At 66.5% G+C, this 24338-nt stretch carries 22 protein-coding genes; 7 read left to right on the top strand and 15 right to left on the bottom strand.

Features of this window, described 5'->3' with window-relative positions; genetic code table 11:
• The first annotated feature begins 3 nt into the window (after positions 1–3).
• Entirely contained in the window at positions 4–465 is a 462-nt protein-coding gene (locus ACCD07_RS29100; protein ID WP_353402172.1) for a hypothetical protein, read from the top strand.
• A 108-nt stretch (positions 466–573) separates the two neighbouring features.
• Here the strand turns inward: ACCD07_RS29100 and ACCD07_RS29095 are convergent, their stop codons facing one another.
• Positions 574–1305 (bottom strand): response regulator transcription factor, encoded by a 732-nt coding sequence (locus ACCD07_RS29095; RefSeq protein ID WP_353402170.1) that lies wholly within the window; start codon positions 1303–1305, stop codon positions 574–576.
• Here ACCD07_RS29095 and ACCD07_RS29090 point away from each other — a divergent pair.
• Positions 1300–1914 carry a TetR/AcrR family transcriptional regulator gene (locus tag ACCD07_RS29090; RefSeq protein ID WP_413449365.1) on the top strand — a complete coding sequence of 205 codons (615 nt, stop codon included), beginning with the start codon at positions 1300–1302 and terminating at the stop codon, positions 1912–1914. The two genes, ACCD07_RS29095 and ACCD07_RS29090, sit on opposite strands and share 6 nt — an antisense overlap.
• 90 nt (positions 1915–2004) lie before the next feature.
• Complete coding sequence (locus ACCD07_RS29085; RefSeq protein WP_413449364.1) at positions 2005–2643, top strand: TetR family transcriptional regulator C-terminal domain-containing protein; 639 nt, start codon at positions 2005–2007, stop codon at positions 2641–2643.
• On the opposite strand, the gene ACCD07_RS29080 is transcribed toward ACCD07_RS29085, so the two are convergent.
• From ACCD07_RS29080 to ACCD07_RS29040, 9 genes are all read right to left on the bottom strand, one after another.
• A complete protein-coding gene (locus ACCD07_RS29080) occupies positions 2630–5629 on the bottom strand; it encodes a two-component regulator propeller domain-containing protein (protein ID WP_413449363.1) in 3000 nt (999 codons plus the stop codon). The genes ACCD07_RS29085 and ACCD07_RS29080 overlap by 14 nt on opposite strands.
• Positions 5626–6393: an alpha/beta fold hydrolase gene (locus ACCD07_RS29075; protein ID WP_413449362.1), complete on the bottom strand. Its 768-nt coding sequence runs from the start codon at positions 6391–6393 to the stop codon at positions 5626–5628. Before ACCD07_RS29075 ends, ACCD07_RS29080 begins: the two co-directional genes overlap by 4 nt.
• 38 nt (positions 6394–6431) lie before the next feature.
• Positions 6432–7415: an MBL fold metallo-hydrolase gene (locus tag ACCD07_RS29070; RefSeq protein ID WP_413449361.1), complete on the bottom strand. Its 984-nt coding sequence runs from the start codon at positions 7413–7415 to the stop codon at positions 6432–6434.
• A 13-nt stretch (positions 7416–7428) separates the two neighbouring features.
• Complete coding sequence (locus ACCD07_RS29065) at positions 7429–7842, bottom strand: nuclear transport factor 2 family protein (RefSeq protein ID WP_413449360.1); 414 nt, start codon at positions 7840–7842, stop codon at positions 7429–7431.
• 11 nt (positions 7843–7853) lie between these two features.
• Complete coding sequence (locus ACCD07_RS29060) at positions 7854–8576, bottom strand: hypothetical protein (protein WP_413449359.1); 723 nt, start codon at positions 8574–8576, stop codon at positions 7854–7856.
• A gap of 99 nt (positions 8577–8675) precedes the next feature.
• Positions 8676–11684: a triple tyrosine motif-containing protein gene (locus tag ACCD07_RS29055; protein WP_413449358.1), complete on the bottom strand. Its 3009-nt coding sequence runs from the start codon at positions 11682–11684 to the stop codon at positions 8676–8678.
• Positions 11685–11758: 74 nt separating this feature from the next.
• Positions 11759–12868, bottom strand: coding sequence for an alkene reductase (locus ACCD07_RS29050; RefSeq protein WP_413449357.1), 1110 nt, complete (start codon positions 12866–12868; stop codon positions 11759–11761).
• A 125-nt stretch (positions 12869–12993) separates the two neighbouring features.
• Entirely contained in the window at positions 12994–13545 is a 552-nt protein-coding gene (locus tag ACCD07_RS29045; RefSeq protein WP_413449356.1) for a TetR/AcrR family transcriptional regulator, read from the bottom strand.
• A gap of 65 nt (positions 13546–13610) precedes the next feature.
• Positions 13611–14720, bottom strand: a complete 1110-nt coding sequence (locus ACCD07_RS29040) for an alkene reductase (protein ID WP_176653741.1) — start codon at positions 14718–14720, stop codon at positions 13611–13613.
• A 176-nt stretch (positions 14721–14896) separates the two neighbouring features.
• On the opposite strand from ACCD07_RS29040, the gene ACCD07_RS29035 reads away from it, so the two are divergent.
• From ACCD07_RS29035 to ACCD07_RS29025, 3 genes are all read left to right on the top strand, one after another.
• Entirely contained in the window at positions 14897–15781 is an 885-nt protein-coding gene (locus ACCD07_RS29035) for a LysR substrate-binding domain-containing protein (RefSeq protein ID WP_176653740.1), read from the top strand.
• Between the two features lie 127 nt (positions 15782–15908).
• Positions 15909–17129, top strand: a complete 1221-nt coding sequence (locus ACCD07_RS29030; RefSeq protein ID WP_413449355.1) for an MFS transporter — start codon at positions 15909–15911, stop codon at positions 17127–17129.
• Positions 17130–17152: 23 nt separating this feature from the next.
• Positions 17153–18250 (top strand): Gfo/Idh/MocA family protein, encoded by a 1098-nt coding sequence (locus tag ACCD07_RS29025; RefSeq protein ID WP_176653738.1) that lies wholly within the window; start codon positions 17153–17155, stop codon positions 18248–18250.
• A 2-nt stretch (positions 18251–18252) separates the two neighbouring features.
• On the opposite strand, the gene ACCD07_RS29020 is transcribed toward ACCD07_RS29025, so the two are convergent.
• The 5 genes from ACCD07_RS29020 to ACCD07_RS29000 form a co-directional block, all read right to left on the bottom strand.
• On the bottom strand, positions 18253–18828 hold the full coding sequence (locus tag ACCD07_RS29020) for a TetR/AcrR family transcriptional regulator (RefSeq protein WP_176653737.1): 576 nt from the start codon (positions 18826–18828) through the stop codon (positions 18253–18255).
• 90 nt (positions 18829–18918) lie between these two features.
• Complete coding sequence (locus ACCD07_RS29015; protein WP_176653736.1) at positions 18919–19671, bottom strand: SDR family NAD(P)-dependent oxidoreductase; 753 nt, start codon at positions 19669–19671, stop codon at positions 18919–18921.
• Positions 19672–19784: 113 nt separating this feature from the next.
• Positions 19785–20894 carry an alkene reductase gene (locus ACCD07_RS29010; protein ID WP_176654068.1) on the bottom strand — a complete coding sequence of 370 codons (1110 nt, stop codon included), beginning with the start codon at positions 20892–20894 and terminating at the stop codon, positions 19785–19787.
• A gap of 179 nt (positions 20895–21073) precedes the next feature.
• Positions 21074–21739: a DUF6901 family protein gene (locus ACCD07_RS29005; protein WP_176653735.1), complete on the bottom strand. Its 666-nt coding sequence runs from the start codon at positions 21737–21739 to the stop codon at positions 21074–21076.
• 19 nt (positions 21740–21758) lie between these two features.
• Positions 21759–22316, bottom strand: a complete 558-nt coding sequence (locus ACCD07_RS29000; RefSeq protein ID WP_413449354.1) for a response regulator — start codon at positions 22314–22316, stop codon at positions 21759–21761.
• Positions 22317–22432: 116 nt separating this feature from the next.
• On the opposite strand from ACCD07_RS29000, the gene ACCD07_RS28995 reads away from it, so the two are divergent.
• Positions 22433–24109, top strand: a complete 1677-nt coding sequence (locus ACCD07_RS28995; protein WP_413449353.1) for a response regulator — start codon at positions 22433–22435, stop codon at positions 24107–24109.
• Positions 24110–24338 lie beyond the last annotated feature (229 nt).

The following is a 24338-nucleotide window of genomic DNA, read 5'->3' as shown; positions in this document are numbered from 1 at the left end:
ATCATGACCACACCATCATTGGGCCGCCTGCTGCGGGCACAGCAGTGCGAAACGGCGGACTGCGTCAAGGAGCTGGAGCGCCAGGCCAGCGGCAAGGGGCCGTGCGCGCAACAAGACCTGCAGCTGGTGCGCGACTTCTTCCACCAGGCGTCGACCGGTTTTGCCGGCTGTATCCTGGCCGGCCTGTCGCCGCTGCCGCTGGCCATCGGCAACGGCCAGCACGACAAGATCGCCGCCATCCTGCACACCTACCGCTGGAAGGAAGGTTACGATATCCGCGACGCCACCCACCCCTACCACGGCGTGTGGCAGCCATTCCAGCGCTGGTGCGACAGCAGCGAGCTGCGGCCGGAGTTCAGCTGCCATCGCGACCCCGGCGGCAAGGAGAAGTGGTACACGCTCACGGTGCGGCCGGCCGAGCACCTGCACATGGCCGCGCCGCACGGCACTCCCCCGGCCGGGTGAGGCGCTTTCACACCATCCGGGGATACGCCCGGCGGCGGCGCCGCCTACACTGGCTGCTTCACTGGAGCCGTCATGCGCATCGCCTTATCCCCGTTGAAGCTTGAGCAGTCAGCGCCTGTCGCGCCCCGCCCCGGTGCCGGGCGCGGGCAGGATGCCGCGTCCGATCGCCAGCGCCACCGCGTGCGCGCGGTCGTTGGCGCCCAGCTTGGGCAGGATGCTTTTCATGTGGGTCTTGACGGTTTCCTCGGAAATCGACAGCGTCAAGCCGACCCGCTTGTTGGACTGGCCGTCGGCCACCAGCCGCAGCACATCGAGCTCGCGCGCGGTCAGGCGGTCGTCCGGCGCCAGCCCGCACAGGTCCATCGCCACCGTCAGCGCCACGCTGCGGCGGCCCATATGGACGCTGCGCACCATCGCCACCAGGTCGCGCCGCAAACTGCTCTTGACCACATAGCCGAAGGCGCCGGCGCGGATCGCCCGCAGCACGAAGCCGTCGCCCTCGTAGGTGGTCAGCACCACGATGCGCGCCTGCGGAAACTCGCTCAGTATCAGCGCCGTCGCCTCGATGCCGTCCATGTCCGGCATCTGGATATCCATCAGCGTGACGTCGGGACGCGTGTCGCGGTAACGCAGCAGCGCCTCGTGCCCGTTGCGGGCGTGGGCCACCAGCTGCATGCCCGGTTCGGCCGTCAGCACGCTGGCAATCCCTTCCAGGAACAGCGGGTGATCGTCCACCGCCATGACGGTGATCGGCCGCGTCGCTTCGCCGGCATCGCCGTCGCCCAGTTCATCCAGCCCCATTTCCAGCTCCCTGTTCTTGTTTTCTGATCGTTCATGCATACCAACACCAACCGCGACAAATTGCTGGCCGCCGGCAGCCAACTGATTCACGTCCATGGCTATGCCCGCTGCGGCCTGCGCGCCGTCACTGCGGCGGCCGGCCTGCCGGCCAGCAGCTTTTCCAGTCATTTTCCCAGCAAGGAAGCATTCGGGCTGGAGATCCTGGAACGCCATTTCGCCGAACACTACCGGCTGATGCGCGGCACACTGCGCAATGACGCGCTGCCCGCGCCACAGCGGCTGCGGCGTTATTTCGCGGCCCTGCTGGAGGAACTCGATGGCGAGGCCGCGCGCCATGGCTGCCTGTTCGGCAGGCTGTGCGCCGAGGGCGAAGGCATCAGCGAGCTGATGCGCAATCGGCTGGCTGACATGCTACTCCAAATCCAGCGGTCGCTTGCATATTGCTTGTCAAATGCCCGCGGCGCCGGCCTGCTGGCGCCGCACAGCGAAGTCGATGAACTGGCGGCGTTCGCCGTCGCCTCGCTGCAGGGCGCCATGCTGCTGTCGCGCGCACACGGCGAGCCGACGCCGCTGCGGCAATGCCAGCAACTGCTGCTGCCGCTGCTGGGCTGTGCGGAGCCACCCCAATATACCGTACTCTCCGGCTGAAACGGAACCAAATTCGATAATTACCACCATTACGGACACTCTTGCACAAGGCAGATTGACGCGCACTATGTATGCCCGTATTATTTTTCGATGAAAAACAAAATCTCCAATCGCGACCGCATCCTCGACGCCGGCCTGCACACGGTGCACCGGCTAGGCTTTGGCGGCGCCAGCGTGCGCGACATCGTCGAGGCGGCCGGGGTGCCGCAAGGCTCGTTCACCAATCATTTCGCCTCCAAGGAGGCGTTCGGACTGGAGATCCTCGACATTTATTTTGGCCGCCATCGCGAGCTGCTGGAACAGACGCTGCGCAACGACGCGCTGGCGCCGCTGGCCCGTCTACGTGCCTACCTGCAGGCGAACCGCGAGCGCGCCGTGCGGGAAGGCGTGGAGAACGGCTGCCTGTTCGGCAACCTGATGGGGGAAGCGATAGACCACCACGAGGCGATACGTTTGCGGCTGCTGGAGATCGTCGGCGACCTGCGGCGCGCGCTGGCGCAGTGCCTGACGGCTGCCGTCAAGGCCGGCGAGCTGGCCAAGAGCGTGGACAGCGGACCGGTGGCGGAGTTCATCGTCAGCGGACTGCAGGGCGCCACGCTGCTGGCCAAGACCCAGCGCAGCATGGTGCCGATGGAACGCTTCGAGCAGGTGTTGTTCGGCATGGTGCTGGGCCGGCCCGATCTGCTCAAGCAAGGTGCCCGGCGCGCCGGCGTGCTCACCGCCGCCTGAGACGCAACCAGCACCGCCGCCAGCGCCAGCCGCCCCGTGGCCGCTGCGCATAAGCCAGCGCGGCCGGCAACGTCAGCACCCATTCGGTGCCGCCCCCCTGGCGTGCCCGCAGCGCCAGCTCGGCCCCGATGCCCGCCGCACGCTCGCGCATGCCGGCAAAGCCCCAGTGTCCGGCACGCCCGCCTTCGGCCACCACCAGCGGCGGCATGCCCACGCCGTCGTCCGCCACCACCAGTCGCAGCTGCCTCGGCCTGTAGGCCACCACCACCGTGACCTTGCCCGCATGGGCGTGGCGGAAGGCGTTCAGCATCGCCTCGCGGCCGATGGCGAAGACCTCGCCGCCGATGCCTGGCGCCAGCGCGCACGCCTCGCCGACGCTGACTACGTCGCATGGCGGAGTATCTTCGCCGGTCAGTTCCTGCGTGACGGCGGCCAGCATCGATACCAGTTCGCGCCCCTCCTCGCGGCTGCGCAAATCGCGCACCCGGTTGCGTCCTTCGATGATGGTGTCTTCGGCCTGCACCAGCGCGGCGTCGAGCATGCCGCGCATCGGCTCCTGCGGCGCCATGCGCACCGCCACGCCGTGCACTTTGAGCACCAGGCCCTGCACCGACTGCAGCAACGTATCGTGCAGTTCGCGGGCGATGCGGCCCCGTTCGTCGAGCCGCTCATCGAGCCGCGCCCGCAATTGCGCCGCCTGCCGGCGCAAGCGCCAGCGGTGCAGCAGCCAGGCCGCCAGCAAGGCCGCCGCCGCACACAGCGCGCGGAACCAGCGGCTCTGCGTGACCGTGGGCGCAATCGAGAATTGCTGGGCCGCGCCATCGGCGGTGCGCACGCCGGCGCCGTCGAACGCCTGCACCTGGAAGCGATACTCGCCCGGCGACAGATTGGTGTAGTACGCGCTGCGCCGGCCTCCCGCCTCGGTCCAGCCATCGTCGCTGCCTTCCAGCCGATAGCGGAAATTGACCCGTTCAGCCATCGTCAGCGACAGCGCGGTGTAATCGATGCGCAGGCTGCCGGTGCCCGCCGGCAGGCGCAGGCCAGGCCCGGGCGCGTAGCTTTGCGCGTCGGTCGCCAGGGCCAGCAACCTCACCGGCGGCGCCGTTCGGCCAGGCGCCGGATGACCGGCATCGATCCAGCCCACGCTGCTGTTGGTGTGATACCAGATGCGGCCATCGCCGCCATCGAACAGCGAGGGCATGGGCCGCACCTGCGGCGCCTGGCCGACGATACCATCCTTGTAGTCCAGCCGCTCGACATCGACGCGCGCGTCGCCGCCACCCAGTGCGCGCCGGACATCGGCGGCGGCGATGCGGCTGACGCCCTCCAGGCCGTGCAGCCACAGGTCGCCGTTGTCGCGTTCGACGATGCCCGACACGCCGAGGAAGTCGCTGCCGTCGCGCCGTTGCAGCGCGACGAAGCGGCCGTTGTGGAGGAACATCAGGGCCCGCTCGCCGCCCACCCACAGCCGGGCGCCGCGCGCCAGGATGGCCAGCACGTTGCCGATCCTCAGGCCGTCCTTGTCCGTATAGCGGGTGATGGCCGCGCCGTCGGCCACCGCCACCCGGTTGTCGGTGTAGGCCTGCCACAGGCGCCCGCGCTCGTCGAGGAACAGGTAGATGGCGGTATCCGGGTAGCCCATGCGGTCCGGCCGGCGCTGCCAGGCGCCGTCGCCCAGGTGCAGCAGCTCACGCTTGCCGACCACGCTCAGCCACAAAGAGCCGTCGCGGTCCGGCGCCATGGTCTGCACCGGACCGGCCATTTCCGCCGGCACCGGCCAGCGCTGCTCGCCGCCGCCGGCATAGCGGGCGACCACGGCATGGCTCGCGGCCCAGATGGCACCGTCGGCCGCGCGCTGCAGGTTATCGACCTCGCTCAGCTGGTGGTCGATCCAGACGCCGTCGGCCCGCAATTCGCGCAACTGCGGGCCGACGTGGGTGCCGATCCACAGCCCGCCGTGCGCATCGGCGGCCACGGACGGCGTGTAATAGCCCTCCTTGGGCAGGCTGATCTCGTGCGTGGCGCGGCGGCGGATGCGGTCGACGCCGCCCGTCGTCCCCAGCCACAAATTGCCGTCGCGGTCTTCGTAGGAGGTCTGAATAATGGCGTCGCTCAAGCCGTTCTCGCGGCTCAGCGCGGCGACCGCGCCGAAGCTGCGGGTGTCGGCCAACAACTGGATGCCGCCCTTGCCGCCCATCCACGCAGAACCGTCGCGCAGGAAGTACAAGGCGTTGCCATGCTCGCTCGCGGGCGCCGGCGGGCCGCGCCGGAAGCGCCGGGCGACGGCGTCATACTGCATGAAGCCGGCGTTGGCGCCGGCCGCCCAGAAGCCGCCGCCAGGTACGGCGAACAAGGTAAAGGTCCAGGGGTCGTCGCTGTCGACCGGCGCGAACGCGCCGCCGGCCGGCCGCCGCCAGACGCCTTTGCCGCCCTGTATCCACAGCGAGCGGTCGGGCGCGACAAAGGCGTTCAGCACGCGATCGGGTCCGGTGGCGCCCAGCGGCCAGGCGCGGGTCCAGCGCTGCCCGTCCCAGTCGAACAAACCGGCCGAGGTGGCGGCGCTGACGGCGCCGCCGGCTGCCTGTTGGATCAACTGGTGGACGTTGGCCTGCGGCAGCCCGCTGTCCTTGCCGAAGTACAGCGCCTGGCCGTCCTTGAAGCGCTCGACGCCGCCGAACTGGTAGCCCACCCACAGCGCGCCGTCGATCCAGCCCAGCGCCGAGATGTGGCTTTTACGCAGCGTGCGGCCACCGATGGCATCAAGACGTTCGAAGCGGTTGCCGTCGAAGCGGTACAAGCCGCTGGCGCCGCCCACCCACAGCCAGCCCGCCGCATCCTGCACCATGCAGCGCACGCCGGCGGGGGCGCCGTCCCCGGGCGTCCAGCCGGTGTGAAAGTAAGCGGCGAACGGGCCTTCGCTGATGGCGCGGCAGGGCGACGCCATCATCGTCAGCGCCAGCCACAGGCAAGCGCGCCGGTATCTCATTTGACGCCGGCGGCGGCCTTCTCGATCACCGCCGCCACCTCCTTGGGACGCGAGATGTAGACCGCATGACTGGCCTTCACTTCGGTGACCTTGGCGCCGGCGCGCTGGTACATGAAGCGCTCCAGCTCCGGATTGATGGCGCGGTCCTCGGTGGCGACGATCGCCCAGGTCGGCTTGGTCTTCCAGGCCGGGTTGGTGATCTTGGTACCGAAGGCGGCGCCGTTGGTCATCACCTGCGACAGGGCCATGAACCTGGTCAGTTCGGCCGGCAGGTCGGCGGCGAAATCGGCGCGGAAGCGCGCCGGATCGAGGAACAGGTAACCGTCGGCGGTGGGCATGACGGCGGTCGACGCGGCCGGGATCTTCTGCAGCAGCTGGCCCGCCACCTCGCCTTCGTCCGGCGCCATGCCGGCCACATACACCAGCGCGGCCACTTTCGGATCGGTGCCGGCCTCGGTGATCACGACGCCGCCGTAGCTGTGGCCCACCAGCACCGCAGGGCCGTCCTGCATGGCCAGCACGCGCTTGACGGCGGTGACGTCGTCGGCCAGCGAGGTTTCAGGATGCTGGACCACGGCGACATGGTAGCCGTCCTTTTCGAGGATGTCGGCCACCGCGCGCCAGCCGGAGCCGTCCGCAAAGGAGCCGTGCACCAGCACCACGTTCTTGATGGCGGCGGCGGAGGCGTTGGCGGCGTTGGCTGATACTGCGGCGGCGGCGGCGACGGCGGTGGCCGTCAACAGCATGGAGGCGATTCGTTTCATGACAATTCCTTTGGTTTTACGTGGGTTAAAAAAAAACATCAGGGAGCGGTTGCGGTTGTTGCGGCGGTTGCGGCATAAGGCGCCGCCGCCCAGCGGTACGCCGCGCCGGCCGGCCGCAGGCGTCCAAAGCCGGGGAACGGCATGTGGGCGCCGGCCACCAAGGTGCCGTCGGCCGCCAGCCGGGCGAACAGGCTGGCGCGCGACGCCGTGGCGGCGCGCGGATCGATATCGAAGCCGAAAGCGATGTCCGGATGGGCCATCTGCACCGGCTCGGCGTGCACCACGTCGCCCCAGACCAGCAGCTGCTGTGCACCGGAAGCGAAGCGGTAGCCCACATGGCCCGGCGTGTGACCCGGCAGCGGCACCACGGAGACGGCCGCATCGACCGGCTCGCCGTCGCGGAACGGCTTCCAGCGGCCGGCCTGGATGTACGGCGCGGCGCTCTTGCGGGCCACGTCGAAGAACGGGCGGGCATCGGCTGGCGCGCCGGCGGCGATCTTCTCCGACAGCCAGAAATCGCTGTCAGCCTGCGCCATGCGCACCACGGCGTTCGGATACAGCGCCTTGCCGTCCTTGCTGACCAGGCCACCGATATGGTCGGCATGCACATGGGTGATCAGCACCAGGTCCACCTGCGCCGGCGTGTAGCCGGCCGCGCGCAGGTTCGCCATCACCTGGCCCAGGTTGGGCGGGCCCCAATTCAAGCCAGTGCCGGCGTCTACCAGTATCAGCTTGCTGCCGGTATTGACCAGATAGGCGTTCACGGGCACCGGCATGACGACCGGGTCGACGCCCTCGTCCTTGAGCAGCGCCGCCACCAGCGCCTGGTCGCCCTGCAGCAGCGCCGCAGGCAGGGCGCCGACGCCGTCGGCCAGCGCGGTCACTTCGAGGCCGCCGACCTGGGTGCGGAAAAATCCGCCGGGACCGCCCTTGCCCGCCGGCGCGGCGGCGCCGGCCAGGCCGGCCTGCAGCATCAGCAGCACGGCGGCCAGCGCCGCGGTTTTTTTGGTCTTCATGTTCATGATGTGATTTCCTTCAACGAGTGAAAATACCGGTGCCGGCCCGGCCTTGCAGACGCGCCGCCAGTTCCGACGAAAACGCCGCCACCTGGCTGCAGGGCCGCTGATACAGGTGAATGCCGGCGATGCGGCCCTCGCCGTCGTACGCCAGGATGGTGGCGCCGGCAATCGGAGCGCCGCGAAAGACACCCTCCCACTCCAGCACCGTGCGGCTGGCGGCGCTGGTCTCGTGCACGAAGGCGATACCGTCGTACATGGCGCGGGTGGCGTCGAAAAAACGCCGGATGGCGGCCGCCCCCCGCACGGCGCCATCGCCGGCCGAGGTTTCCAGCACCACGTCGGCGGTGAAGGCGGCGGCAAAGTCGTCCAGCGTCGGCCGGCGGATGATCGCCATCCAGGCCACGCCGGGAGCGGCCGGTTCCTGTGTCATGGCGGGGGCCTTCACGACAGGCTGATGGCGCCGAAATCGAGCGACACCAGCAGCGGTTCGGCGATCTTGCGCATGGCGTCGTCGTAGGCGTAGATGCGGCGCTTGGTCGGCATCATGATGCCCTGCACCTCGCGGTAGTCGCCGACGTAGTTGGCGCCGGTGGCGCCGCCGAGGATGTCGACCGTGTAGTCGTGGCGGCGCATCAGCCCGTCCGCGCCGAAACGGATGATCTGGGTGCGCGTGTGCGTGGCGATCTCCGGCGGGAACGAGACTTGCAGGCTGCGCCAGGTTTCGCCGTTCTCGTGCCACGGCTCGATCTCTTCGCAGAAGAAGCCGGGATAGGTGAACAGGAAGGGCGACGTCAGGTAGGTCCACAAGGCCTCGCTGGCGAAATAGGCGACGTGGAACTTGTCCCACGGCGTATCGAGCGTCTGGCCGGCGAAGGCGGCGGCGGGATTGTCGCGCGTTTCGGTCACGCCACCGGCCAGCGTCTCGAGCGCCAGTCGTTGCGGCACAAACACGCTGCGCTGCCCTTCGCTGGCGAACGGCGTGATCGACAGCCACTCGCTGCGGGTGTCGATCTCGACCTCCTTGGCCGTCAACATCCCCACTTGCTGTTTCAGGTACCAGATCGCGCCGTCGATCGACACCTGCGCCGTCAACCTGGTATAGGCATTCCAGCGCTCCAGGCCGCCATGGGCCTCGAGCGCGTATGCGAGCAGATCATTATCCATTCCCTCAGCCTCTCAATATAAAATACGGACGTACATCTTTTATTAAGATAGCATTTCCCGCGAAGACGCGCAGTTATTTTTTGAGGGAGGCCGCTCTATTCAATTCGGCAGAGCGGGTCGCAGCAGCCGGCGCAGCCAGGAACGCCGCTCGACGCCATAGGCCAGGCGCGCCGACAGGATCAGCGTCACCGTGGTGCCCTGGCCGGCGTGGCTGCCGACGTCGAGCGCCGCGCCGATGCGTACGGCCCGCTCGCGCATGCCGCGCAGCCCCCAGTGCCGATCGGCTTCGGCGCCGCCCGTGACGGTATCGGTCATGCCCACGCCGTCGTCCTTGACGGACAGCGTGAACTGCTCGGCGCCGTAGCCGATGCGCGCCATCACCTGCCCCGCGGCCGCGTGCTGGTAGGCATTGCGCACCGCTTCGGCGGCGATCTCCACGGCTTCGTCGGCCACCCTGGCGCGCAACGGCTGCCGTGCGCCATCGACCACCAGGCGGAAGACAACGCCGGGATACTTGATGGCCATCAGCCTGGTCAGTTCATACAGCGCGCTTTCGACGTCGTCGATCTGCGCCGAGCGCAGCTCGTAGACCTGGTCGCGGCCCTGGTTGATGGTGGCGCGCGCGCCATGCAATATCGGCGCCAGCGTCTTGTGCATGGCACTGTCGGACGGCAGCGCATGTACCGCCTGGTCCAGCGTCAGCACCAGCCCTTGCACGCTTTGCAGGAAGGAGTCGTGCAAGGTGCGCGCGATGCGCTCGCGCTCGGCCAGGCGCACCTGCATGCGCTCCTCCATGCGCGCCGTTGCCACATGCAGGCGGCGGCGATAGAACAGGTACAAGGCCGCCAGCACGGCCAGCGCGCAAGCGGCACGGAATCCGATGGTCTGCACCAGCGTCGGCGCGATGTCGAAATCCAGCGCAGCCGGCGCCGCGCTCCAGACGCCGTCGTCATTGACGGCGCGCACCTCGAAGCGGTGCCGGCCCGGCGTCATATTGGTGTAATAGGCCGCGCGGCGGTCGCCGGCGTCCTGCCAGGCGCTGTCCTCGCCGGCCAGGCGGTACTGGAAGCGCACGCCTTCCGGCTTGAGGGCGCCGGGCGCGGCGTACTGGATGTTCATCGTGCGCAGTCCGGCCGGCAGGCGCAGTCCCGCGACAGGCAGGTAGCGGGCGTCGGCCGTGTTCAGGCCGGTCAGGCTCACTCCTGGCGGCGCGGCCCGCCGGCCGGCGTGGCCGGCAACCAGATGGACGATGCCTTCGGTCGTGACGAACCACAGCGTACCCTGGGCATCGGTGACGGCGGTATGCAGGCGGTTGTCCAGTTCCGGCGCGCCGGTGTAGCCATCCGTTTCGCCGATCAGCTCATAGCGCAGCGCGATGTCCGGATTGCCGATGCTGGCCTCCCAGTCGGCCCGACGCACGTGCACCACGCCCTTGCCGCCGTTGATCCAGCGGTCGCCGTCGGCGCTGGCAGTCAGGCCGGACACGCTGCGCAGCACGTCGGCGTCGGCCGCCGTCAGCTGGCGAAACTGCCGCCCTTTGAGCACCGCCATGCCCCGTTCGCCGGCGGCGATCATCTCCGGCCCGTAGTGCAGGCTGGTGGCGATGCCTATCATCGGTGCATCGTAGCTGGTGAACGTGCCGTTGTCGTACAGGACCACCGTCAAGTCCGCGCAGGCCAGCCACAGCCTTCCGCCGCCTGCGGGCGTGGTGAGCATGATATTGGTTGGCATCTTGAAATGCGTGTGCGGCAGCCAACGGCCGTCGAGATAGCCCATCAGCCCCACTTCCGGCGCATACATCCACAGCACTCGGCCGTCGTCCTGCAGGCCCAGCACGTTCAGGTCGCCGGCCTGGCCGTCCGCGCGCGGCGGCAGCGGTATCTTTTCCTCATGCCCTCGATAGCGGCGCACGATCTCGCGCCGGCCCGCCAGCAGCAAGCCGCCATCGCGGTCGTTGGCGACGATGCGGAACGGCTGCGTTCTGTCGGGCACCGGCGCCGCAGCGGGCGACAGCTGCCAGGCGATGAACGACCCGGCGTCTGCGGCCCAGGCACTGCCGGCGTCGTCGGTCACGAGACTGAGTTCATTGCTGCGCGCGGGGAGCCGGAACGGCGTCAGCTTGTTTTCCCGATAGCGTTCCAGGCCCGACGGGCTGGCGATCCAGATGCTGCCCTGCGCATCTTCCAGCACGTTGCCCCGGATATCGGGCCCGGACGTCGCCGGCTGCCACTGAGGCAATGGTTCGCCGCTCTTGCCCGCGCCAACCAGGCGGCACGGAGGCTGGGCGCAATTCATGGTCCAATAATTATCGTCGCGGTCGAATTGCCCGCCCAGTCGCGACATGGCCGCGTTGAACCCCGCGGCGCGCGACCCAGTCGGCCCCGCCGCCGGCGACAGCAGGCGCAGCAGGTCTTGCTCCCGGCTCCATCCCGCCAGCCATACCCGGCCATCGGCGGACTGGATCATGCTCCCGCGCTTCGTGACGTCGCCATATGTTTCAAAGCGCGCGCTGCCGCTCCTGCGCAGAAAAATCCCCTCGATATGCTGGACCCATAATTGTCCGCGCTGGTCCAGCAGCACATTCCAGACCCATCCCTCGGGCAAACCGTCGGCGCGGCCCAGAATCCGATACTTTCCATCGGCGACCAGCGCCAGGCCCTGGCTTGTGCCCAGCCACAGCCCGCGCCCCGGTTCGACGGCGATGGTGTCCACCGCGCCCAACCTGGCGGCGCTGCCGATGATGTCGTCGAGCCGTCCGTCCGGGTGCAGCAGCGCGACGACGGTGCCGACCTCGTAGCTGATCAACAGGTCGCCGTCGGGCATTCCGATCAAGGTACGCACGCGGCTGCGTCCCACCTCGTTCTGCCTGGGCAGGTTGTAGCGTTCGAAATGCAGGCCGTCAAACCGGTACACGGCGCCGTGCGCCACCAGCCACAGCCAGCCATCCGCCGTCTGCGCCATGCCGCTGATGTCGGAGGGCGCGCCATCCTTCGTGGTCCAGACGGTGTGGTGGTAATCCCGAAGGGCGACGACGGGATTGAGGGCGGCGGCGGGGCCGGCGAACGCCAGCGCGACGACTATCCCTGTCAGAACGGCTGGCATACGCATTGGGCTCTCCCATCAAAACGGCCATTCTAGTCTACAAAATGACAATATCACCACAATGGCGCCGGCGCGCCGCTTCAGGCGGCGCGGGCGAACGCCGACGCGTGGTACGCGGGATAGTCGGTGTAGCCAACGTGGGTGCCGCCCCAGAAGGCCTCGCGGTCGTAGTCGTTGAGCGGCAGACGGTGCCGCAGGCGGTACGGCAGGTCCGGATTGGAGGCGAAGAAGCGGCCGAACGCCACCAGATCGGCGTCGCCCTTGCGCACGATGGCTTCGGCCCCTTCGCCGTTGAAGCCGCCGGCGGAGATGATGGTCCCCGTGAACACCTTGCGCAGGAACTCGGAGGCCACCGGCCGCTGATGCTCGTCCAGCGTTTCAACGCCCTTCACGCGCGGCTCGATGATGTGCAGGTAGGCCAGGCCGAATTTGTTGAGCTGCTGGGCGACGTGGGTGAACGTCGCCTCCGGATCCGAATCCGAGATCGATCCCCACTGCCCGCTTGGCGACAGCCGCACGCCCACGCGGCCCGGCCCCCACACGGAAACCAGCGCTTCGACCAGTTCGAGCAGGAAGCGGGCGCGCTTGGCGATGCTGCCGCCGTAGGCGTCGGTGCGCTTGTTGGTGCCGTCCTGCAGGAAGGTGTCGGCCAGGTAGCCGTTGGCCGAATGCAGCTCGACGCCGTCCAGGCCCGCCGCCTTGGCGCGCACGGCCGCCTTGCGGTAATACTCGATCACCAGCTGGATTTCATCGATGTCGATGGCGCGGTGCGGCGAGGCCGGCACCCAGCCGTTATGCGTCAGCACGTCGGTCTCGAACGGCACCACCGACGGCGCGATCGGCAGCGGACCGCCGGTCAGATCGACATGCGACTGGCGGCCGTCGTGGCCCAGCTGCATGAACAGCACGCCGCCCTTGGCGTGCACCGCATCGGCGATTTTCTTCCAGCCCGGGATATGGCTGTCTTCATAGATGCCGGGCGCGCCGAGGTAGCCGCGGCTGTCGTAGGAAACGTGGGTCGATTCGGTGATGATCAAGCCGCCGGCGGAGGCGCGCTGGGCGTAGTACTCGACCATCAGTTCACTGGGGCTGTCGTCCGGATTGGCGCGCAGGCGGGTGGTCGGCGCATGCACCACGCGGTGCTGCAAGGCGTAGGGGCCGAGCTGGAACGGCGAAAAGAGCTTGGACATCAGGTTCTCCTATATGGGTACGAGCAAATTGCTGCTGTAACCAATGATAGGGATGGGCCCTGCCGGGATAAAGAGGCCGGTGTTCCTTACATCCCGGACAATAACGGCGCCAATGCCGACAAGGCCTACATCATCTTCAGCATGGCCATGAAATTGCGCACCTTGCGGCTGACGGTCTGCGGCGACGGGCCGAGATTCATTTCGATGCACAGGCCGGAGAAGAAAATCAGGACGATTTCCGCGATCTGTTTTGCCGGAAGGCGGGTCTGCTCGGCGCCGATATTACGGACCAGCAGCGACAGCATGGCCGCCTGCGACGCGGCGACGATGTCGGCCGCCGCCGGCAACGACTCGACCTCGCGCATGGCGTTGATCGCAAAGCAGCCCTTGCGGCCGGCGCTGCAGGCCGGCCCGGCACGAAGCAGCCGTTCGACATTGCCCCATCCGGGCGGCTCGGCCGTCAGCAGGCCCTCGCCCGCGCGCCGCTCCACGTAATAGCGCAGCGACGACAGGAACAGGTCTTCCTTGTCCTTGAATTCCGCGTACAGCCCGGACTTGTTGACGCCGGTGGCGCGCTCGAGCTGCTGCAGGCTGGTATCGGCGTAGCCGCGCTGCCAGAACACCAGCATCGCTGCGTCGAGGAGCGCGTCGCGGTCGTAAAGTTTAGTTCTTCCCATGGGCAGGATCATACCAAAAAAGGCGCGGACCTTGCGGGCCGCGCCTTTGACTGCACATGCCGTGCTTACGCGGCCAGCGCTTCAGCCTTGTAGAACGGGTAGTCGGTGTAGCCGACTTCGCTGCCGCCGAAGAAGCTCGGACGGTCGTATTCGTTCAGCGGCCAGCCGTTGCGGAAGCGCTCCGGCAGGTCAGGATTGGCGATGAAGTGGCGGCCGAAAGCCACCAGGTCCGCGTCGCCCGCCGCCAGGAGCGCTTCGGCCGATTGCTGGTCGAAGCCGCCGGCGGCCATGATCACGCCCTTGTAATGCTTGCGGATCAGCTGCGCGGCCAGCGGCGCCTGGTCTTTGGTCTCGTCTTCGATGTTGCCGGCGATGCGAGGCTCGATCAGGTGCAGGTAGGCCAGCTTCAGTTGCGCCAACTGGACCGCCACGTAGGTGAACAGGCCCTCAGGATTGGTGTCCGACATGTCGCCCCAGTTGCCGCTTGGGCCGATGCGCACCGCGACCTTGTCGCTGCCCCAGACCGAGATCACCGCCCTGGTGGCGTCGAGCAGGAAGCGCGCGCGGTTCTCGAACGAGCCGCCGTAGAGGTCGGTGCGCTTGTTGCTGCCATCCTGCAGGAACTGGTCGAACAGGTAGCCGTTGGCGGCGTGGATCTCGACGCCGTCAAAGCCGGCCTGCTGGCCGCGGATGGCGGCCAGGCGGAAGCTCTCGACCAGGCCTTCGATCTCGGGGATCGTCAGTGCGCGGTTCGGCGTGTTCGGCACCCAGCCTTCGGTGGTGTAGGCGACGCCGCCGTGCAGCACTTCCGACGGGCCGACCGGAATGCTGCCGGCCGGCTGCACGTCCTTGTTCGACTGGCGCCCCGCGTGGTACAACTGCAGGAAGATCTTGCCGCCCTTGGCGTGCACGGCGTCGGTCGCCTGCTTCCAGCCGGCGATCTGGCTGTCGTCGTACAGGCCCGGCGCACCCAGGTAGCCGTTGCCGTTTTCGGCGGCGATGGTCGCTTCGCCGATCAGGAAGCCGCCCTTGGAGGCGCGCTGCGCATAGTATTCGGCCATCAGCGGGCCGGGCCGGGCACCGGCCTCGGCGCGCATGCGGGTCAGCGGCGCCAGCACCACGCGGTGGGAGAAGGTGTAAGGACCGACCTTTACTTCAGACATAAGCTTGGACATGATTTTCTCGATTAATATGGAATGGATAAGAGGCGCATCGCCGTGGCGGCGCCCGATGTAGCCAATGTAAGGGCCGGCGAGAGAAAGATAAATGGCTTTGGGTTCCCAAGATATCGGACAGATTCATCTATAATCGAGAACTGATCGGTTCAAAAACAAGGAATCACGGGGAAAATATGGATAGCCTGAGCGGTATTTCGATGTTTGTGACGGTGGCCGACACGCGCAGCTTCACCAAGGCCGCCACCCAGTTCGGCGTGTCGTCGTCGGCGGTCGGCAAGAGCATCGCCCGCATGGAGGAGCGGCTGGCGGTGCGCCTGTTCCACCGTAGCACGCGCAGCATCACGCTCACCAACGAGGGCATGCTGTTCCTCGAACGCTGCCGGCGCATATTGAGCGAGGTGGAGGCGGCCGAGAGCGAGCTGTCCGAGCTGTCCGGCACCCCGCGCGGGCGCCTGCGCGTGAGCACGCCGCAGCTGACGGGCCTCATCATGCCGGCGCTGACGGGCTTCATGCGGCAGTATCCGGATATCGCGCTCGACATCGACCTGTCCGAACGCATGGTCGACATCATCGAGGAAGGCTTCGACGCCGTCATCCGCACCGGCACCCAGCACGATTCGCGGCTGGCCTCGCGCCGCATAGGCTCGTGCAAGCAGGTGGTGGTGGCCACGCCTGGCTATCTGAAGCAGCACGGCACACCGGCGCACCCGCGCGAGCTGTCGCGGCACGCCTGCCTGCTGCACAAGTTCCCCGCCACCGGCCGCATCGAGCGCTGGCCCTTCAACCTGGCGGCCGACGAACCGGACCCCGAACTGAAGGAGCATCTGACCTGCAGCACCATCGAGGCCGTCACCTATGCGCTGCTGCAGGGCGAAGGCATCGCCTTCCTGCCGACCTTCATCATCGCCGACGAATTGAAGGACGGCCGCCTGGTCACCATCCTGGACGACTACATGGACCAGACCGTGACGTTCTCGATGCTGTGGCCGGCCAGCCGCTATGCGTCGCCCAAGCTGCGCGTCTTCATCGACTATGTGGTGCAGCACATGCGCATCTAGCAACCCGCAGCGGCCGATAGCGGACGCAATCCTCCTCTATGTTCGGAACTCCAGCCTGTTTATTCCCGGGCGTTGTGCTCCTACACTAGGTTGATCGAGCTAACAGCTCAATCAACCGGAGCACCTCATGACACAGCAGTCCCACCACATCCGCAGCAACGCGCCGCTTTACTGGCTGGCGTTGGGCACCTTCGCGGTCGGCACCGAGAGCTTCATGATCGCCGGCCTGCTGCCCGGCATGGCCGCCGACCTGGCCGTGAGCATCGCCACCGCCGGCCAGCTGGTCACGGTGTTCGCCCTGGCCTACGCACTCAGTTCCCCGATCCTGACCGCGCTGACCGGCCATATCGGCCGCCGCGCACTGCTGATCGTGGCCATGGGCGCATTCGCGCTGGCGAATGTCACCGCCTGGCTGGCGCAAGACTACTGGCAGCTGATGATGGCGCGTGTGCTGCTGGCGTTCGCCGCCGGCCTGTACGTCCCCGGCGCCAACGCGCTGGCCAGCGCGGTCGTCGCGCCGGAGCGGCGCGGCACGGCCATCGCCATCGTCAACGGCGGCCTGTCGCTGGCGATCGCGTTCGGCGTGCCGCTGGGGGCCATGATCGGCGACGGCATGGGCTGGCGCGCCACCTTCGGCGGCGTGGCGGCGCTGTCGGCGCTGGCTGTGGCGGGCCTGGTGTTCGGCCTGCCGGCCGGCATAGGCGCCGGCCTGTCCACCGCCACGCTGCGCGAACGCGTGGCCACGGCCGCGCAGCCGGCCATCCTCCTGACGCTGCTGGTGACCACGCTGTGGGCGATGGCCAGCTACACCACCTACACCTACCTGGCGCTGTTCGTCAGCAACGCCACCACGCTGCGCGGCGCGCAGATCGGCTACATCCTGTTTGCCTGGGGCGCCTCGGCGGCGCTGGGCCTGGCCATCAGCGGCAAGGGGATCGACCGTCATGGCCCGCGCGCCGTCATCCTGCCGGCGCTGGCCACATCCGCCCTGAGCTTCCTGCTGCTGTCCGGCAGCGCCCACCTGGTGCCGCGCGCCTGGGAGGTGGTGCCGGTGGTGGTGGCCGTCGTCGCCTGGGGCATCGCCCACTGGGCCTTCTATCCCGCCCAGCAAACCACGCTGGTCGGCGTGGCCGGCGTGAAATCGGCGCCCATCGTGCTGTCGCTGAACGCCTCCTTCATGTACCTCGGCTTCTCGCTGGGCGCCGGCGTCGGCTCGCTGACGCTGACCTTCAGCAGCGTCGCCAACCTCGGATACGCCAGCGCGGCCAGCATGATCGCGGCGCTGGCGCTGACGCTGGCCAACGGCCGCCGCCTGCAACGCAACGCCTCCGCACTTAACCTTGCTTGAACAACCAATTTAAAGGACACCTCATGAACACATCGAAAAAAATCCGCGTCGGCATTGTCGGCGTCGGTAACTGGGCCGAATATGGCCATATCCCCGCGCTGAAGCTGCTGCCACAATACGAGATCACCGCGGTCTTCAGCCGTAGCCAGGAAAAGGCCGACGCCGTCGCCGCGCGCCACGGCATCCGGCACGCGCTCAATTCGCTGCAGGCGCTGGTGCGGCATCCGGAGGTCGACCTGGTGCTGGTGCTCAATCCTGCGCCCAGCCACGAGGAAGCGATACGCGCCGCCATCGCCGCCGGCAAGGACGTCTACAGCGAATGGCCGCTGACGCCGACGACAGCGTCGTCGCGGCAGATGCTGGCGCTGGCCGAGCAAGCCGGCGTGCGCCACATCGTCGGCCTGCAGCGCCGTCTCGGCCCGGACTACCGCTATGTGCGCGACCTGCTGCGCGACGGCTACATCGGCGAGCTGCGCTCGGTGCGCCTGCACATCAGCGTCGAGTATTTCCAGAAGCTGCGCAAGGCCTCGCTGTATTTCACGGTACCGGAAGAAAACTTCTCCAGCCTGCTGTCGATCTATGGCGGCCACTTCTTCGACGCGATCTTCACGATGCTGGGCCATCCGGACAGCATCAACGCACTGACGGTGAACCAGTTCAAGGAAGTGACGCTGATCGAGACCGGTGAAACGCTGCCGCACACGCTGGCCGACCAGGTCGTGCTGAGCGGCACCTTCGCCAACGGCGCGGTGCTGTCGGCCCATATCGAGGCGGGCAAGCGCAACAACTACGGCATGCAGCTGGACCTGACCGGTTCGGAGGGCGACCTGAAGATCTGGAACAGCACCAGCTTCGGCGACGCTTTCAACATCATCGAAGGAGCCCGGGGCGACGACCAGCCAATGAAGGTGCTGCCGGTGCCGGAGCTGTACAACTGGCTGCCGAAAAGCGAGTTGGGCGGCAGCCAGCTGGAACTGGCCAATTTATATGCGGCCTATGCGCGCGACGTGGCGGATGGCACCCGTCTGGCGCCGAACTACGCCGATGCGCTGGTGATGCACGATCTGATGGACAAGATCGAAGTATCGAACCGCAGCGGCACGCGGGTGGCGCTGCGCTAAGGTCAGGCCAGCGCCGTCTCCAGGCCTACGGCCAGGAACACGTCCAGCGCGCGCCGGTCCTTGGCGACCCGTGCGCGCAAGACCGCGCCTTCCCAGGCGTCGAGGATGGCGATGGCCAGGTCGTCGGCGGCGAAGGCCGACTTGATGCTGCCGTCGGCCTGACCGGCGCGGATCGCCGCGGCGATGTCGCCGGTCCAGGCTTCGTACACGGCGGCCAGGCGCGAGCGAATCAACGGGCTGCTGTCGCCCAACTCGGCGCTCAGGTTGCCCAGCAGGCAACCGTGGACAAACTCCTTGCCGCTGAACATGTCGTTGAGGTCGGTGAAATAGCGCCGCAGGCGGTCCTTGGGCGCAATGGCCGGGTCGGCCAACACCAGCCGGCGCGTGCCGCTGAAGCCGTACAGCTCGACCACTTCGGCGCCAAGCGCCTCCTTGCTGTCGAAATAATAGTAGAACGAGCCCTTGGGCACGCCGGCGATGCGCGCGATGTCGAGGACGCTGGTGGCGTTATAGCCATGGTGGTGGAATGCCGTCAGGCCGGCAGCGAGGAGGGTATCCCTGAGATTTGGCGTAGTCATCGCCACAATATATGACCGGTCGTCTATAAAGTCAAGGCCGGCCTGGGGAAGGCGGCACCGCCCGGGGGGAGCGGCGCCGCCAGCGCCGCGTTATTGCGGCGGCTGCGACAGGATGTCGTTGAACTCGTGCACGAACGCGTATTCGTTCGGACCAGGGTTGGCGCGCATCATCCGGGCCCGCTCGACCAGCACTTCATCGGTGTCGGTGCCCAGTACGGCGATGGTTTCGGCGATGAATTCCTGCAGCGGCATCGCGCGCGGTTCTTCCTTGCTGTCCAACAGGTCGGTCTGCACCCACGGCGGCGACAGTTCCAGCACCTTGACCGAGGTGTCGCTCAGGTTCCAGCGCAGCGACATGGTGTACGAGTGCAACGCGGCCTTGGTGGAAGAGTAGACCGCGCTCATGGCCATCGGCACGAAGGCCAGCACCGACGACACGTTGATGATGGTGGCCGATGGCTGTTGCTTGAGATGCTCGACCAGGCCGGCGATCAGGCGGATCGGTCCCAATAAATTGGTGGCGACCGTGGTCTGCAGCATGGCTTCGTCGACGGCGCCGGCGGCGTTATCGATGTGCATGACGCCGGCATTGTTGACCAGCACGTTCAGGCGCGGAAAGTCGGCGATCAGCCTGGCGCTGACGGCGTTGATGCTGGCCGGGTTTTCCATGTCCAGCTCGATCGCCTGCATGCCGGGATTGGCGCCGGTGACTTCGTCGAGCAGCGCCTTGCGGCGGCCGGAAATGATGACCTGGTTGTCCAGTTTGTGCAAGGCTTCGGCCAATGCACGGCCGATGCCCGAGGTACCGCCGGTGATGAAGATAGTGTTGCCGCTGAGTTTCATGATGTTTCCTGTTCTTTTGGTGAGTTCGGTTCGAAGTTATTTTTGGACCGATCAGTTCAATAATGACGGAAAACTACGCCATTTTCAAGTTTTTTTGAACTGACCGGTTTTTTTCAGGCGGCCAATTGTTGAGCCTGGTAGAACGGGTAGTCGGTATAGCCCTCGGCGCCGCCGCCGTAGAAGCTGTCGCGATCATGCTCGTTCAGCGGCCACCGGTTGCCGATGCGGGCCGGCAGGTCGGGATTGCCGATGAAATGGCGGCCGAAAGCCACCAGGTCGGCGTCGCCCGCCTGCAGGATCGCCTCGGCGCTGTCCGGCTCGAAGCCGCCGGCGGCGATCAGCACGCCCTCGTAGTGCTGACGGATCAGCTGCGCCGCCACCGGCTGCGGGTTCTTGCCGGCGTCGACGATGTTGCCCATGACGCGAGGTTCGATCAGGTGCAGATACGCCAGCTTCAGCTTGGACAGCTGCTGCGCCACATAGGTGAACAGGGCTTCCGGGTTGCTGTCGCCCATGTCGCCGAAGGTGCCGCTGGGGCCGAGGCGCACCGCCACCTTGTCGCTGCCCCAGACGTCGATGACGGCGCGGGTCACCTCCAGCAGGAAGCGGGCGCGGTTTTCATACGAGCCGCCATAACTGTCGGTGCGCAGATTGCTGTTGTCCTGCAAGAACTGGTCGAGCAGATAGCCGTTGGCCGCGTGGATCTCGACGCCGTCGAAGCCGGCAGCCTTGCCGCGCGCCGCGGCGCTGCGGAAGCTGTCGACCAGACCGCCGATTTCGGCCGGCGTCAGCGCGCGGTTCGGCGTATTGGGCACCCAGCCGGAGGCGGTGTAGGCCACACCGCCATGCGGGACTTCGGAGGGGCCGACCGGCTGCGTGCCGTCCGGCTGCACGTCGGCGTGGGACTGGCGGCCGGCATGGTACAGCTGCAGGAAGATGCGGCCGCCCTTGGCGTGCACCGCTTCAGTGACGGCCTTCCAGCCGGCGATCTGCTCGTCGTTGTAGAGGCCGGGTGCACCCAGGTAGCCGTTGCCGTTTTCAGCGGCAATGGTCGCCTCGCTGATCAGGAAGCCGCCCTGCGACGACCGCTGGCCATAGTATTCGGCCATCAGCGGACCCGGGACGGCGCCCTGCCCGGCGCGCATGCGCGTCAGCGGCGCCAGCACCACGCGGTGGGTGAATTCATACGGACCTACTTTTACTGCGGACATTAATTTGGACATCATGCGCTCCATAATTGACCGGTCATCTATAAACCGGGAAAAGAAAAAGGTGCTGCCACCTTGAAGTTGAATGCCCGCGCTTCCGGGCCATGCATGAACTATATGACCGGTCATCTAGTAAAGCAAGCGCTTTGGCCAAATTAATTCATAAATGAATTTATTGACTCGATAGCTTGCGGCTAACCAGCACCGAACAGCGGCTGGATCTCTTCCAGCGCATCGTCGATCGAGTAATGCAGCGCCTTGGCCAGCAGGTCGAGCAGGATCAGCGCGTTGACCGTGCCGTCGCCGCTGCTGATGGCGCGCAGGCGGTTGGCCATCGCGCCGTTGACGCTCTGCAGCTCCTTGTAGCTGGCCTTCAGGCCGGCCAGCTGCCAGTCCGGCGCCCCGCCCTGCCGGCCGATGAAATACTGGGCCAGCAGATGCATGGAGGCGGCCCGGTAGATCGTCTCTTCCTCGGTCGCGAACGGCAGATGGAAATGCGCCATCGGCTTGAGGAAGGCCGTATGGGGACAGGCGCTCTCGGCCGCCAGCAAGCCCAGCAGCGAGCCTATCGCGCGCTGGACAGTGGTGTTGGTGGTCACGCTGCGCGCGGGCGTGTCGACCCGCACCGCGACCTCGTCGTAGGAGCACAGCGGCCCCATCCTGGCGATCACGTCGACGAATTGCAGCGCCATCGGGCAGCGCGGCGTGGTCGCGCTGGAGAGCGGACAGTTGGGACACTGGCTGTGTTCCAGCCGCGTCCAGTCGGGCAAGAGCGCGTCATCGGCAACGGCTTGCGGTCCCGCCTCGATCGTTTCGGCGCGGCCGTCGGGAAAATGAAAATGGTAGCTCACAGCGGGCATGCATCCCCCTTAAGTAACATCAAGCTTCGCACATCCGTTCCACCTCCGCCAGCAGTTCTTCGTTGCCGAACGGCTTGCGCAGGATGCCATGGGCGCCCAGGGCCAGCGCTTCGCGCAGACGCTCCTCCGAGTCGGCCGAGACCACCAGCGTCCTGACCGGAGCGGACGAGCCGGCCTGGCGCAGGAAGCGCAGGACCGCCATGCCGTCCAGGCCGGGCATGCGCAAATCCAGCGCCATCACCGCCGGCTTGAAGATCGACAGCATGGCTCCGGCCTCGAAGCCGTTGGCCGCCAGCGCGGTCTCGAAGCCGGCCTGGCGCAGCACGCGCTCTATCGCGTGCGCCATCGCCGGCTCGTCGTCGACGATCAGCACGCGCCTGGACGAGGCCGGCGCCGATCCGTCCGGAATGTTGTGCTCACGCATAAACCGGCGCAATTCCTCGCCCAGCACGCGCTTGTCTCCCCTGCCCGGCAACTTATAGGCCTGCAGCAAGCCGCGGTCTATCCAACGCGACACGGTCCGGAAGTTGACCCCGCAAATACGCGCAGCCTCGCCCGTGGTCAGTACCTCCGCCATCTTCGTCTCCTTTTCGCACACTGTCCGTTAAGTCCTGTTTGACAGGATAGTCAGGTTGGACTAAATTGGCAATAGGCAGTTTCCAAGTGGAAACTTCCAAGCGAAGAGGGAACACCATGAACACGCCGAGCAAATCGCAAGCCCCATCCGCCAACTGGGACGACAAGCAATATCTGGTGATCGACGATTGCGCCAGCATCCGCCAGCTGCTGCGCGAGAGCCTGCGCGGCATGGGCGCAAAACACATCGACCAGGCATCGGAGGGCTGCGAGGCGCTCGCCCTGATCGTCAACAAACGCTACGACGTCGTCCTGTGCGACTACCACCTCGACGGCGCCAAGAACGGCCAGCAAATCCTGGAAGAGGCGCGCAGCAAGAACGCCCTCATGCCTAGTTGCATATTTATCATGGTGTCGGCCGAGAAGAGCGCCGATTCGGTGATGGGCACCGCCGAACACCAGCCCGACGCCTACCTGATCAAACCCATCACGGAAGGCATATTGACCACTCGTCTGAACCGTATCTGGCAAAAGAAACAAGTATTCAAGAAGATCGACCTGGCCTATTTGAAAAAGGACTACGCCGGCGCCGCCCTGCTGTGCGACTTCCAGATCGCCGGCAATCCCCTGTACGAAAACGACTTGCTGCGCATGAAGGCCGGCCTGCTGCTCAAATGCGGCCAGCGCGACAAGGCCGGCGCGATCTATGAACAGGTATTGCGCGACCGCGACTTCAGCTGGGCCAAGGTCGGCCTGGCCAAGATCCGCCTGCTGGAAGGCGAATACAGCGTGGCCTGCCAGATGTTCCAGGAGGTGATCACCGAAAACCGCCTGTATCTCGATGCGTACGACCAGCTCGCCGCCGCGCACAAGCAGCTGGGGCAATCGGAGCAGGCGTGCAACGTGCTCGAACGCGCCGCCAAGCTTTCACCCAATTCCGTGCACCGGCAAAAGACGCTGGGCGAAGTCTCGCTGAGACTGGGCGACGTGCCACTGGCCGAGAAGGCCTTCCGCAAGTGCATCAGCGTGGGCGAACATTCGGTCCATAAAACGGCGGATCCCTATTTTGGCCTGGCGCGGGTGTGCGGCCTCAAGAAAGCGCCCAAGGAGGCCATGCAGATACTGGAGACCGTGCAAAGGAAGTTTTCAGGCGATGTGAGCCAGCTTCGCGCCAGGATCACCGAGGGGCTGGTATGCCTGGACAACGGCGACGACCAGCAGGCCATCGTCATCGGCCAGGAACTGGAAGCGATGCTGGCCGGCGCCAGCGCCGCCAGCCTCCCCGACCCCAACACCTGCCTCGATATCGCGACCTTGCTGTTCGAGGTCGGCAACAAGGAGCCTGCGATCAAGCTGCTGTGCCACATTATCCAGAACAACGATGACGACAAAGCCATACGCGACGAGGTACAAAAAGTCTTCAACTACGTGCACATGGGCGACGAGGGCACGGCGCTGATCGCGGCTGCGCGCAAGGAGGTGTCCGATATCATGAACAACGGCGTGCTGCTGTGGAAGACCCACAGGCTGGATGAGGCGGTCGACTGGATGCGCGCCGCGCGGCTGAAGTTGCCCGGCAATTTACGCGTGTTGCTCAATACGGCGCAAATCCTGATCTCGCACCTGCAAAAGCACGGCTACGATGCGGCGCTGGAAGCCGAGGCGGTCAGGGTATTGGCTGAGGTGGACAAGACGGCGCCCAACCAGCGCCGGCACAACGAACTGACCGAGCAGCTGACCGCGCTGGTGCTGGACACGGCCGACCTGGAGGCGCAAGCAGCGATATCGCATTGATGCAAATAAAAAAGGCTCCCTTGCGGGAGCCTTTCCTATTTGTTCTGGCGGAGAGGGTGGGATTCGCCTACATCCCGCAGGCCGCCCTCGCGCGAGTACGCGCGAGTCTTCGAATCCCACACGCGAGCGGTGCTCGCTCCTCTCCGCCCGCACAAATAAAAAAGGCTCCCTTGCGGGAGCCTTTCCTATTTGTTCTGGCGGAGAGGGTGGGATTCGCCTACATCCCGCA

The sequence above is a fragment of the Duganella sp. Dugasp56 genome (assembly GCF_047304105.1).
GTDB classification, from domain to species: domain Bacteria; phylum Pseudomonadota; class Gammaproteobacteria; order Burkholderiales; family Burkholderiaceae_D; genus Rugamonas; species Rugamonas hordei.
This window is presented reverse-complemented; position numbering and strand designations above follow the sequence as displayed.